The sequence below is a fragment of the Streptomyces sp. 8N706 genome, from assembly GCF_052245415.1.
Lineage (GTDB): Bacteria > Actinomycetota > Actinomycetes > Streptomycetales > Streptomycetaceae > Streptomyces.
Window position 1 is genome coordinate 25,918 of record NZ_JBQQBW010000067.1, and the last position, 11,901, is coordinate 37,818.

An 11,901-nucleotide genomic window follows, 5' to 3' on the forward strand; every position below is an offset into this window, starting at 1 on the left:
AAGAACCCGTAAAATATTAGGTAAGGCAATGAACTTCTGGTCGGCCGGAACGGATGTTCCGACCGATAACGCAAGAAAGGGTCCGGCCCCTGACTGTCCACCACCTCAACGAACTCCTGCTGATCTGTTCGCTCGTCCTGCTCTTCGCGGTGGCGGCTGTCCGGATTTCCTCCCGCAGCGGGCTGCCGAGCCTGCTCATCTACCTGGGCATCGGCATTGCGATAGGCCAGGACGGAATCGGAATCGCCTTCAACGATGCCGGACTTACCCAGTTGATCGGCTATGCCGCTCTCGTGGTGATCCTGGCCGAGGGTGGACTGGGCACGAAGTGGCAGGAGATCAAGCCGGCACTGCCGACGGCCGCGGTGCTGTCGACGGTGGGTGTCGCGGTGAGCGTGGGCATCACCGCGGCGGCCGCGCACTATCTGGTGGGCCTGGACTGGCGGCAGGCGCTGATCATCGGGGCGGTCGTGTCGTCGACGGATGCCGCGGCGGTCTTCTCGGTGCTGCGGAGAGTGCCGCTCCCCTCGCGGCTGACCGGCGTTCTGGAGGCGGAGTCGGGCTTCAACGACGCACCGGTGGTGATCCTGGTCGTCGCCTTCTCCTCGTCGGGGCCGATCGAGACGTGGTACCTGCTTCTCGGCAAGATCGTTCTGGAGCTGGCGATCGGTGCGGCGATCGGGATCGCGGTGGGCTGGCTCGGGGCGTATCTGATGCGTCGGGTGGCATTGCCCGCATCGGGCCTGTACCCGATCGCCGTGATGGCGATCGCCGTCGTCGCGTACGCGGGAGGCGCGCTGGCCCACGGCAGCGGATTCCTCGCCGTCTATGTCGCGGCCCTGATCCTGGGCAACGCCAAGCTGCCGCACTGGCCTGCGACCCGCGGCTTCGCCGAGGGCCTGGGCTGGCTCGCCCAGATCGGGATGTTCGTCCTGCTCGGCCTGCTGGTCACCCCGCACGAACTGGGCGACGACATCTTGCCCGCGGTCGTGGTGGGCCTGGTGCTGACCGTGGTGGCGCGGCCGGTGTCGGTGATGGTGAGCACGGCACCCTTCCGCACGCCCTGGGCGGAACGGCTCCTGCTGTCATGGGCGGGGCTGCGCGGGGCCGTGCCCATTGTGCTGGCGACGATCCCCATGGTGTACGAGGTCCCCGACAGCCGGCGGATCTTCAACATCGTCTTCATGCTGGTGATCGTCTACACCCTGGTGCAGGGGCCGACGCTGCCCTGGGTCGCCAAGCGGCTGCGACTGCGGCTGAGCGAGGGCGAGCCGACGACGGACCTCGGGATCGAGTCGGCGCCGCTGGAGCGGCTGCGCGGCCATCTGCTGTCGGTCACGGTCCCGCAGAAGTCGAGGATGCACGGCGTGGAGGTCGGCGAGCTGCGGCTCCCGGCCGGTTCCGCGGTGACCCTCGTCGTCCGTGAGGAGAAGAGCTTCGTGCCGACGCCCACGACCGTACTGCGGCGCGGGGACGAGCTGCTGGTCGTCGCCACCGACCCGGTGCGCGACGCCACGGAGAAGCGGCTCCGGGCCGTGGCGGAGGGCGGAAAGCTGGCGAGCTGGCTGCGCCCCGACAGCTCCCGTTGAGCCCGGGGGGACGGCCCGTTTGAGGCCGGGAGACGGCCCGTTGAGGCCGGGGGCATCTCCGCAGGGGACCGGGGACATCCTCTTGAGTCCCGGGAATCTCCCGTCCCTTGAGGCGCCGGACACCTCGAGCTGTCCGCCTCGGCACAGCCATCTCATCACAGGCAGCGACCCCTGAATGCCGGATGGATCGAAGGGCTCACCCCGCTGCGCCCTGTACAATCCGGACCGCACCATGACAACCCACTCTGCCTGACGCAGAGCTGGCGCGACCGCACGGCGGCCGCGGTCCCGTTCCACCGACTCGGTGCGGACCCGGTATCTACCGCGGAATCTGCGCGAGAGGACAGCTCTCGGCGCACCGTACTGAGCGACCGCCACCACCCCGGCGGGCCCTGTGAGAGGTGCGCTACCAGGCGGCGGAAAGGCACGGCCGTGGCATCCGCGGTCACCACCACCCGGCCCGGTTACGGGCAACTGCTGCGCACACCGGGCGCATGGACCTTCCTCCTGCCGGGCTTCACGGCCCGGCAGCCCTTCGCGATGCTCACCATCAGCATCGTCCTGCTCGTCGAGCACACGACCGGCTCGTACGGCGCCGCGGGCGCTGTTGCCGCCGTCACCGGCGTCTCGATGGCCCTGTGCGCCCCGCAGGGCGGCAAGCTCGCGGACCGCTTCGGACAGAGCAATGTGCTGATCCCCGGCGTCCTGCTGCACGGAGCGTCCGCCGGGCTGCTGACGGCGCTCGCGCTGGCGGGTGCGCCCCTCTGGACGCTGTTCGCGGCCGCCGTGCCGACCGGCGCCTCCGTTCCCCAGGTCGGCCCCATGGTGCGGGCCCGTTGGGCGGCCGTGCTCGACGGCAGTCCGCTGCTGACGACCGCGGCCGCGTTCGAGTCGGTGACGGACGAGCTGACGTTCGTGATCGGTCCGGTGCTCGCGACCGCGCTCTGCACCGGGGTGCACCCGGCGGCGGGCCTGGTCGCCGAGGCGGCGCTGACCCTCGCCGGCGGACTGCTGTTCGCGGCCCAGCGCCGTACCGCGCCTCCCGCCGTCCGGGGGGAGACCGACGGCAGCGGGCCGCACGCCCCGGCCCTGGCCGTGCCGGGCGTACGGGTGCTGGCGGTGGCGTTCCTGGGGATCGGATCGGTCTTCGGCGGTATGCAGGTGTCGCTGACCGCCTTCACGCAGGACCTCGGAGAGCCGGGCCTGAACGGCCTGCTGTACGGGATCTTCGCGGCCGGAAACATGCTCGCCGGTGTGGCGTGCGGGGCGATCGCCTGGCGTGCTCCCGCCCGGCGGGGGTTGCTGGCGGCGTACGCGGCGTTGGCGCCGGCCTGCTCAGTACTCTGGACGCCGCAGTCCCCGCTGCTGCTCGGCGGGCTCGGGCTGCTGGTCGGCCTCTGCATCGCTCCGGCGCTGATCACCGGCTACACGCTGGTGGAGTCGCTGGTTCCGGCGACCGCCCGTACCGAGGCCTTCAGCTGGCTGACCGGTTCGGTGGCGCTGGGGCAGGCCGCGGCGGTGACGGCAGCCGGGCACCTGACGGACCAGTTCGGCCCGAGCGCCGGATTCACGGTGCCGCCGGCCGGTACGGCGCTCGCGCTGCTCACCCTGGTGGCCCTGCGCGGACGGCTGGTGCCCGGGCGGGGGACGGGTGCGTGTCTCACGAGCCCGGCGGCGGGCTCCGGCTCCCCGGGGCGGCGGCAGAAACGGCCCGAGTGGGGGGAAGCGGAGCGTGGGCTCGGTCACCGTGTGCCGGTTGCAGTGGACTGATCCCGTGGAATGCTGCACTATTGAGCGTCGTTAGCACTCATTGAGTGAGAGTGCCAGGAGGAGCAAGTGCCGACCTATCAGTACCAGTGCACCCAGTGCGGTGAAGGCCTCGAAGCGGTGCAGAAGTTCACCGACGAGGCGCTCACGGAGTGCCCCAGCTGCGATGGACGCCTGCGCAAGGTGTTCTCGGCGGTCGGTGTCGTCTTCAAGGGCTCCGGTTTCTACAGGACCGACAGCCGCGGCTCGTCGTCCGGCAGCGCCGCGAAGTCGTCGTCCGGACAGACCAAGGGCGACAGCGGTTCTTCGTCGTCGACGCCTTCGACCAGCTCGTCTTCTTCCTCGGCCTCTTCTTCCTCCTCGTCGGCCTCCACCTCGGCCTCGTCCTCGACGAGTGGGTCCGCGGGCAGCGCGAGCAGCAGCTCCGCGGCCTGACGGACAGCAGCCGGTCGGACGGACCGCAGCCTGACGGACAGACGCAGCGGGCCCCGTCGTCTCGACTCGAGGCGACGGGGTCCGCTTGTCTCGACTCGGGGTGCAGGGCCCGCTCTCTCGAATCAGGGGTGGCGGCGTCCGTCCTCTCGACTCCGGGCGACGCGGCCCGCGTCTGCGCGGTGCCGAATAGGGTGGGCCCCATGGTCGAGACGAGCAGCGCGCAGGCGGAGATAGGCGTCATCGGCGGATCGGGGTTCTACTCCTTCCTCGACGATGTGACCGAGATCATGGTGGATACCCCGTACGGATCGCCGAGCGATTCACTGTTCCTCGGCGAGGTCGCCGGGCGGCGGGTGGCCTTCCTTCCCCGGCACGGCCGCAAGCACCATCTGCCACCGCACCGCATCAACTACCGCGCCAATCTGTGGGCGCTGCGCTCACTCGGGGTGCGGCAGGTGCTGGGGCCGTGCGCGGTGGGCGGACTGCGGGAGGAGTACGGGCCGGGCACGCTCCTCGTACCGGACCAGCTCGTGGACCGTACGAAGACCCGGACGCAGACCTTCTACGACGGAGAGCCCCTGCCGGAAGGCCAGACGCCCAACGTCCTGCACATGGGGTTCGCCGATCCGTACTGCCCGACCGGACGCCGGGCGGCGGTCACGGCGGCGCGCGGGCGGGACTGGGAACCGGTGGACGGCGGGACGCTCGTGGTGATCGAGGGCCCGCGCTTCTCCACTCGGGCGGAGTCACGCTGGCATGCGGCCCAGGGCTGGTCGGTGGTCGGTATGACCGGGCACCCCGAGGCGGTGCTCGCCCGGGAGCTGGCGCTCTGCTACACCTCGTTGACGCTGGTCACGGACCTTGACGCAGGTGCCGAGACGGGTGAGGGCGTCTCCCAGGAGGAAGTGTTCCGGGTGTTCGCGGACAACGTGACGCGGCTGCGGTCGGTGCTCTTCGACGCGGTGGGCGGACTGCCGGAGTCGGCCGGCCGCGACTGCCCGTGTGCGCGGGCACTGGACGGCCTGGACACCGGGCTCGACCTGCCGTAGCGGGGCCGTGCTTGCGGGCGCGGGTTCTCACGCAGGCAGGTGCTCATGCGGGCCCGTGTGCGGTGGGGCGGGCTTACGACGAGCGGGCTTACGTCGGGCGGGCTTACGTCGGGCGGGCTTACGTCGGGCGGGCGTTTGCGTGAGTGGACCCGGGAGGCTCGTGGTGCGCCTGTGGGTGACCAGGTTTTCCACAGCCGGGCGGGTCGTCCACAGGCCCCAGCGAGGTCCGGGAAAGCCGTGCATCGTGAGGAGCGTCCGAGCGAGAACCTCCTTACCGCAGGCGGTGGTTGCCATGACTCCCATGTCCCGTAGTGCGATGCCCGAGTACCGGACGACGGCGCCCGAACCCCGTACGAGGGCGCCGGAATCCTGTGCGACGAGGCCTGGGCACCACACGACGGCGGCCGAATCCCGTACGACGAAGCCTGGGCACCACACGACGGCGCCCGTGTCCTCTGCGGGGATTCCGCGGGCATTCCCCTCTTTCCCGCAGACGCCCACTCCCCCATTGCGGGACGTGCCGCATTTCGAGCCGATTCGCCCGGGGAGCGGGCGACACCGGCTGCTGGTGGCCGTGCGCAGGCGGCGTCGGACGCTGGCGGCCGGGCTCGCGCTGTTTGCCGCGGCGCTGGCGGCGGCCGCCGCCGCTCCCGGTGGACACGACTGGACAGCCCTGTCCCACCCTGCCGTACATTGCGGAACCGTCTGTTCCATCCTTCGTGCGCGCAGAGAAAGGCCCCACGGTGAGCGAGGAGAACAAAGGCATCCTGAACGGCTTCAAGCAGTTCTTGATGCGCGGGAACGTGATCGATCTCGCGGTCGCCGTGGTCATCGGAGCGGCCTTCACGAACATCGTGAACACCGTGGTCAAGGGCGTCATCAACCCCATCGTCGGGGCCTTCGGCACCCAGAACCTCGACCACTACTCGTACTGCATGGGCACCTGCTCGAAGAACAAGGCGGGCCAGGTCACCGAGGGCGTCCACATCCTGTGGGGATCCGTGCTCAGCGCCACGCTGACCTTCCTGATCACGGCGGCGGTCGTCTACTTCCTCATGATCCTTCCGATGAACCGCTACAAGGAGCGGCAGGCGGCCAAGGCACCGGTGGAGGCCACCCCCGTCGAGGTGTCGGAGATCGAGTTGCTGGCCGAAATCCGCGACGCGCTGGTCGCCCAGCGCGACAACTCGGAGCAGCCGGGGCAGCCGGAGCAGCAGGGGCCGTCCCGGCCGGACACGGGCCGCGTTCCCACACAGCCCACACAGGCCACACAGAAGTAGCCGCTCAGCGGCCGCAGCGCCGTCAGAGGTGGTGCGGCGGCTTCTCGTCAAGGAAGCGGGCCAGGTCAGCGGCGCTGTCGCCGCCGACCGGCCGCTCCCCCCAACCTCGGTCCGTGTCGTCCGCGGACTGCCGGCCGAGTGGGTCCTCGAAGTCCAGCTTGGCCGCCCCGGCATCGGGAGAGCCCCCCTGCACGGGGCCGACAGGAGGCTCGGGCGTGGACGCGGTCGTCATACGTCCAGGGTACGGGTGCCCAGCGCCCTGCCTCTTCCCTCCGGCCGCCCGCCACGACGCCCTCCCGAGACATCCTTCAGAACGTTCCGCGAGGCTCTTTCCCTTGGAATCGTCGGGGAGTGACACCGCGGGAGGGACGCCCGGCAGACGAGAACCGGGAGTCGCGCAGGCAGGCGCGGGCCGGACAGCGAACCCCGGCGCACCCCGCAAGGCACCACCGAGGAGACCCGGCCCACGCAGCGCGCCCCGCAAACCACCACCCAGGAAATCCGACCCAGGAAGCACGTCAGTCAAGGCACACCCATCAGCGCTCCCGGGCAGCACGTATGGCAAGGCACCACCCAGCAGGCCACCCGACCCAGGAAGCCCACGTGGCAGACGCGGTCCGGGAGGAACGCACGGGAAGCTGCGGTGGAAGCCCGCCCTCCACGGCGACCGGTGGTGGAAGGTTGTTGGCGTTGCCCTTCGCCAGGTCGCCTGCCGCTGCGAGTTCCCCGCCCACCGCGACCACAGCGGTCCGGCACTTCTGCCGCGGTGCCGGAGTGTCCGGGCAGCCGGTGTCAGCGGTCTTCCGCATCGATCAGCCACAGCACCAGGACGACCACGAACGACAGTCCGAGGAATCCCGCCAGCCACCCGGCGGTGTCAGTGCGGCCCTGCATCCACGCGTTGCCGGCGATGGTCAGACCCCAGAGCTGGCCGATGACCACGGTCATCGCCAGGGCGAGACGGCCGGACAGCTTCGAGGAGCGCCCCGGTTGCTGCTCGCCTCCCGCACCGGGGCCGGGGCCGGTGTGGCGGACCCTCGGGTCTCCGTTGCCGCTGGTCGGCCTGAGCCGCTGGACGGGTCCCGGCAGAGGCTCGTCGTGGCGAGGGTCGTCGTGGCGAGGCTCGTTGCGGCGGGCGTCGGGCCAGGGGTCGTTCTGGCTGCTGCCGGGCCGGGGCTCGTTGGGGCCGGAGCCGGGCTGGGGCTCGGTCATACCCGCTCTTCCCCCAGCGGCGGCGCTCCAGGGCAACCGATCTCACGGGCTGTTTCGGGGTAGTCCTTCAGGAGCTGGCGGCACAGCCCCTCCTCGAGGCTCTCACCGGAGCGGGCCGTGCCGATGGCCCAGACGCTGCCGTCGGCACGCTCGACGAGGACCACCTTGGGCAGTCCCCGTGGAGGCGGCCCGGCAGTGACGTCGCCGGTGCGGACGTCGAAGGCGCCATCGTGGCAGGGGCAGTGGAGTTCGCCCTCGAAGCCACGGTCCGCGTGCCAGAGCACGGCGCAGGCCAGATGGGTGCAGACGGCGGAGTAGCCGACGAGGGAACCGTCGGAGAGCCGTACCGCGATCGCGCGGTCCTCCTCGCCCGGGTAGCGGAAGGCCACCGACTCACCGGCGCCGATCACGGTCGCGACGCGCTTGGCCTTCGGGGAGCCTTCGGAGTCACCGTGCCGGTGGAGTCCGCCGGCGGCAACCGCGAGCCCTCCGGCCGCGAGGCCACCGGAGACGATGGCCACGATGCGCAGATAGTCCCGGCGTGTGGTCAGGGAGTCGGAGTTGATCCGGTCGCGCAGCGGCTGACGGTCCGTGTCCTCGGCTGCCGCGGGGGCCGGAGCGGTGGTCTGCTCCCTGCCATCGGTCACCTGACGTCCACTCCGTTCACCTCGACGACCGGGAGCCCGCCGGGCACCGGCCACTCCACCTTGTCGGCGGGGACGACCATCGCCACGCCGGTCTTCACCAGCACCTCGCCGAAGGCGAAGGAGTCGGCGACATGGACTCCGGGCCGTGCCGCCCGGAGCTCGTCGAGGGTTCCGTAGAACAGCGCGCCGGTCGGGCAGACGGTGGCGCACGAAGGGGCGAGACCGCGGGCCGTGCGGTCGTAACAGAGGTCGCACTTTCTCTGGAGCCTCATCCCGAGGTCGATCTCGGGAACTCCGAACGGGCAGGCGTTCACGCAGTTCGAGCAACCGAAGCAGCGCGAGGGGTCGGCCTGCTGCACGACCCCGTCCTGAGTGACGAGGATCGCGTCCGCCGGGCACACCTCGGCGCACGGCGCGACGGGGTCCTCGCAGTGCATGCACACAGTGGGAGAGGAGGCGACGCTATGGCCCTCGTCCGGGTGGTCGAGGTGGATCATCGATGTACCGCGGTGCGTGTCGCACTCGCGGCAGGCGGCGACACAGGCCTGGCAGCCGATGCAGCGGCCCGGGTCGATGAAGAGCGTCCTGCCCATCATCGGCGGCTCACCCGGCCCCGTCCGTGTCGCGGGCCGGCGACACGGTGGGCGGTTCGGGCACCTCGGCGGCAGCCGGGGCCCGTTCGATCCGGCAGGCGCAGACCTTGTACCCGGGGATCTTGGAGCGGGGGTCCAGGGCGTCGGTGGTCAGGGCGTTCGCCGCCACGGGGTACGGCCAGTGGTACGGCATGAACACGGTGTCGGGCCGGATGGCCTCGGTCACCAGGGCAGGCACGACGCATGTCCCACGGCGAGTGACGACCCGTACCGGGTCGCCGGTGCGGTAGCCGTGCGAGGGATGCAGTTCGGCCCAGGGGCGCGGGGTCTGTTCGACCAGCCCGGCGAGCCGCCGGGTCTGGTTGCCCGAGAGGAAGTGCGCGACCGTACGGCCGGTGGTGAGCGACATCGGGTACGCGTCGTCGTACGGGTCCGTGGGCTCGCGCCACTCCACGGCCTGCAGATGGACCATGCCGTCGACGTGGTAGGTGCGGCCGTCCTCGAAGAGGCGCGGTGTGCCGGGATGGTCGGTGGAGGGGCATGGCCAGGCGATGCCTCCGGTCTCCTCCAGCCGCTCATAGGTGATGCCGGAGTAGTCGTTGACGGTGCCTGCCGAGGCCTTCCGCAGTTCCTCGAAGACCTCCCGCGATCCGGCGAAGGCGAACCGGTCGCCGGCGCCGAGCCGTACCGCGAGCTGGCACAGGACCCATGTGTCGGTGCGTACGCCGGGCATCGGATGCTGCGCCTTGTTGTGCTTGACCACCCGCGCCTCGGCGTTGGTCATCACTCCTTCGTCCTCCGCCCAGGTGGTGACGGGCAGGACCACATGGGCGTTGGCGGCGGTCTCGGAGAGGAAGAAGTCGCACTGGGCGTGGAATTCGAGGGTGGTGTAGCCGTCCTTGACGGCCGAGTGGTGGGGAAGGGAGATGAAGGGGTTGTTGCAGACACCGAGCAGTCCGCGGATCTCGCCACGCCGCATCTGCCGGACCATCTCCGTCATCGAGGTGCCGGCCTCGGGCAGTTCGGATTCCTCGATGCCCCAGATCCGGGCGATCTCGCGGCGGTGTCCGGGGTCGGCGATGGACCGGCCGCCGGGGAGCATGTCGGACTTCTGGCCGTGTTCCCGTCCGCCCTGTCCGTTGCCCTGCCCGGTGAGCGTGCCGTATCCGGCGCCGGGCCGCCCGATATTGCCCGTGGCCACGCAGAGATTGATGACGGAGAGACAGTTCTCGACGCCCTGGGTGTGGTGCTCGATACCGCGCGCGTGCCAGGCCATGGCGTTCCGGGCCCGGCCGAAGAGACGGGCGGTTCGCACGATCTGTTCGGCGGGCACTCCGCAGATCTCGGCGGCCCGCTCGGGCGGGTATGTGCCGACCGTCTTCCTCACCTCCTCCCAGCCGGTGGTGTGCTGGGCGAGGAAGACGGGATCGGTGAGGCCGTCACGTACGACGACGTGCAGCACCGCGTTGAAGAAGGCGGAGTCGGTGCCGGGCCGGAGAGCGATATGGAGGTCCGCGGTACGGGCGATCGGCGTCTCGCGCGGGTCGACAACGATCAGGCTCGCCCCGCGGTCCCGGGCACCCCAGAGGTACTGGGTCAGGACGGGGAAACACTCGCCGACGTTCGAGCCGGCGATGAGCAGGCAGTCGGAGAGGAGGATGTCGGAGAAAGGGTTGCCGGCGCGGTCGATACCGAAGGCAAGCAGATTCGCACTGGCGGCGCTGACCATGCACAGTCTGCCGTTGTAGTCGACATGCCGGGTCTTCAGCGCGACCCGGGCGAACTTGCCCACGAGATAGGTCTTCTCGGTGAAGAGGCTCGATCCGCCCAGCAGCCCGATGGCGTCACGCCCGTACGTGCCCTGGATGCGCTCGATCTCGGCGGTGGTGAAGTCCAGCGCCTCCTCCCAGGAGGCTTCGCGGAAGGGCTCGTCCCGGGAGCGCCGGACGAGGGGGGTGGTCAGCCGGTCGGGGTGGTTGATCTGCTGGTACGCGTTGATGCCCTTGGAGCACAGCCGCATCCGGTTGATGTCGTGGTCACGTGGCTCGATGCCGAAGACCGTGCCGCCCCGGTCGACCCGCAGATACATTCCGCACTGCACTCCGCAGAAGCAGCAGTGCGTGGGCACGAGCGTCTCGCCGTCCACCGTGGCGGGGGCCGTCACCGGAAGCCCTTCTTCACCTGCGAGAGATAGGCGCTGCCGCGCAGCACCCGTCTGCAGGCCGGGCAGTACTCGGCACATGCGTCGAAGCCGAGGTTCAGCTCACGCATGGTGCCGCGAAGGTTCTCGATGTGCGGAGCGGTGGCCATCGGTTCCGCGCAGCGCCGGCAGGTGAGGACCGGCTCGTGGTGACGGGAGGTATCCGTGGCAAGTTGCAGACCGGCCGTCGCAGGCCGCTGCACGATATGGAAGAACTTTCCGAACGGGAGGCAGATCAGGCCGAACACCACCGACACCATGTGCAGGATGGCCAAGAACTCATAGCCGCCACCCTGCAGAAGGGCCGAGGAGAAGGTCAGCAGCAGCCCGCTCACCGAGATCACGATCAGAACGAGCAGCGGGACCACGTCATAGGCGAAGCGCTGGCCGGTCACCGGGCCACGGTCCCTGATCCGCCGCCAGAGGAAGTATCCCGAACCCGCGATGACCAGCACGGCGGCCAGGTCCAGGACATGGAACACCGCCCATCCGGCCAGGGCTGAGGAGTCGAAGCCGGCCACCTCGAGACCCCAGAGCCGCAACGCGTAACCCGACCCGGAGGAGCTGACGGAGGTGAAGGTGAACCAGCCCCAGGCGAGCGGGAAGGTGATCAGCGCCGCCAGCACACAGCCCCAGAGCACCGACTGGTGCGCGATCCAGCGAGCGCGCGCCCGCGGGCCGCCGAACCGTCGGAAGCCGAGGCAGGTGGCGAGCATCCCGGGCAGCGCGGCAGGAGCCCTGCGGAATCCGGCGGTCGAGAAGAAGCCGCGCATGCCCTGCCGGACGAGTCGCCGGGCGGCCGGGGCGGACGCCCAGACCGTATAGCGGTAGGCGACGCCGAAGGCGAGAAAGACGGTGGCAACGGTGTACGGCAGTTGGGCGGCGTCGACATCGCGCAGTAAGCGGCTGCCGAGCACGATGGCGAGGGTCAGCAGCACGGAGACAGCAGTGGCCACCGTTGTCGCCCGGAGGCTTGCGGCAGAGGGGGCGGGGGTTTCCCGGGGCGTGTCTGAGGACTCGGGCACGCCGTCACCGTAGCCGTGTATATACAATTTTGCCCGCTTTATGCCTCGCGTGGGTGAGAGGCGGCCCGAGCGTCGCCCCCATGGGCAGGGCCCCGATCTACCCC

At 70.3% G+C, this 11,901-nt stretch carries 10 protein-coding genes and 1 pseudogene; 5 read left to right on the forward strand and 6 right to left on the reverse strand.

Annotated features, from left to right (window positions below; all coding sequences use genetic code 11):
* The first annotated feature begins 53 nt into the window (after positions 1 to 53).
* The 5 genes from ACTWQE_RS22775 to ACTWQE_RS22795 all read left to right on the forward strand — a co-directional run bounded on the left by ACTWQE_RS22775 (position 54) and on the right by ACTWQE_RS22795 (position 6,120).
* The gene (locus ACTWQE_RS22775) at positions 54 to 1,589 is read left to right on the forward strand and encodes a potassium/proton antiporter (RefSeq protein ID WP_443330876.1); all 1,536 of its coding nucleotides are present in this window, start codon (positions 54 to 56) and stop codon (positions 1,587 to 1,589) included.
* 432 nt (positions 1,590 to 2,021) lie between these two features.
* Complete coding sequence (locus tag ACTWQE_RS22780; protein WP_443330877.1) at positions 2,022 to 3,359, forward strand: MFS transporter; 1,338 nt, start codon at positions 2,022 to 2,024, stop codon at positions 3,357 to 3,359.
* Positions 3,360 to 3,425: 66 nt separating this feature from the next.
* Positions 3,426 to 3,791 (forward strand): FmdB family zinc ribbon protein, encoded by a 366-nt coding sequence (locus tag ACTWQE_RS22785; RefSeq protein ID WP_443330878.1) that lies wholly within the window; start codon positions 3,426 to 3,428, stop codon positions 3,789 to 3,791.
* 200 nt (positions 3,792 to 3,991) lie between these two features.
* Positions 3,992 to 4,840 carry an S-methyl-5'-thioadenosine phosphorylase gene (locus tag ACTWQE_RS22790; RefSeq protein ID WP_443330879.1) on the forward strand — a complete coding sequence of 283 codons (849 nt, stop codon included), beginning with the start codon at positions 3,992 to 3,994 and terminating at the stop codon, positions 4,838 to 4,840.
* A 791-nt stretch (positions 4,841 to 5,631) separates the two neighbouring features.
* Positions 5,632 to 6,120, forward strand: coding sequence for an MscL family protein (locus ACTWQE_RS22795; RefSeq protein ID WP_443330887.1), 489 nt, complete (start codon positions 5,632 to 5,634; stop codon positions 6,118 to 6,120).
* A gap of 22 nt (positions 6,121 to 6,142) precedes the next feature.
* Here ACTWQE_RS22795 and ACTWQE_RS22800 read toward each other — a convergent pair whose 3' ends face one another.
* The 6 genes and pseudogenes from ACTWQE_RS22800 to ACTWQE_RS22825 form a co-directional block, all read right to left on the reverse strand.
* Entirely contained in the window at positions 6,143 to 6,352 is a 210-nt protein-coding gene (locus ACTWQE_RS22800; RefSeq protein ID WP_443330880.1) for a hypothetical protein, read from the reverse strand.
* A 560-nt stretch (positions 6,353 to 6,912) separates the two neighbouring features.
* On the reverse strand, positions 6,913 to 7,332 hold the full coding sequence (locus ACTWQE_RS22805; protein ID WP_443330881.1) for a hypothetical protein: 420 nt from the start codon (positions 7,330 to 7,332) through the stop codon (positions 6,913 to 6,915).
* On the reverse strand, positions 7,329 to 7,979 hold the full coding sequence (locus ACTWQE_RS22810) for a ubiquinol-cytochrome c reductase iron-sulfur subunit (protein WP_443330882.1): 651 nt from the start codon (positions 7,977 to 7,979) through the stop codon (positions 7,329 to 7,331). The genes ACTWQE_RS22805 and ACTWQE_RS22810 overlap by 4 nt, the downstream gene beginning before the upstream one ends.
* On the reverse strand, positions 7,976 to 8,575 hold the full coding sequence (locus ACTWQE_RS22815; protein ID WP_443330883.1) for a 4Fe-4S dicluster domain-containing protein: 600 nt from the start codon (positions 8,573 to 8,575) through the stop codon (positions 7,976 to 7,978). Before ACTWQE_RS22815 ends, ACTWQE_RS22810 begins: the two co-directional genes overlap by 4 nt.
* Before the next feature lie 46 nt (positions 8,576 to 8,621).
* Positions 8,622 to 10,724, reverse strand: a pseudogene (locus ACTWQE_RS22820) (molybdopterin oxidoreductase family protein); the annotation flags it as partial.
* A gap of 8 nt (positions 10,725 to 10,732) precedes the next feature.
* Positions 10,733 to 11,824 carry an MFS transporter gene (locus ACTWQE_RS22825; protein WP_443330884.1) on the reverse strand — a complete coding sequence of 364 codons (1,092 nt, stop codon included), beginning with the start codon at positions 11,822 to 11,824 and terminating at the stop codon, positions 10,733 to 10,735.
* Positions 11,825 to 11,901 lie beyond the last annotated feature (77 nt).

Bases quoted from the DNA above. Each gene is read 5' to 3' on its own strand.
- ACTWQE_RS22790 (WP_443330879.1), top strand. From the start codon at position 3,992: ATGGTCGAGACGAGCAGCGCGCAGGCGGAGATAGGCGTCATCGGCGGA.
- ACTWQE_RS22795 (WP_443330887.1), top strand. From the start codon at position 5,632: ATGCGCGGGAACGTGATCGATCTCGCGGTCGCCGTGGTCATCGGAGCG.
- ACTWQE_RS22775 (WP_443330876.1), top strand. From the start codon at position 54: ATGTTCCGACCGATAACGCAAGAAAGGGTCCGGCCCCTGACTGTCCAC.
- ACTWQE_RS22800 (WP_443330880.1), bottom strand. From the start codon at position 6,352: ATGACGACCGCGTCCACGCCCGAGCCTCCTGTCGGCCCCGTGCAGGGG.
- ACTWQE_RS22815 (WP_443330883.1), bottom strand. From the start codon at position 8,575: ATGATGGGCAGGACGCTCTTCATCGACCCGGGCCGCTGCATCGGCTGC.
- ACTWQE_RS22805 (WP_443330881.1), bottom strand. From the start codon at position 7,332: ATGACCGAGCCCCAGCCCGGCTCCGGCCCCAACGAGCCCCGGCCCGGC.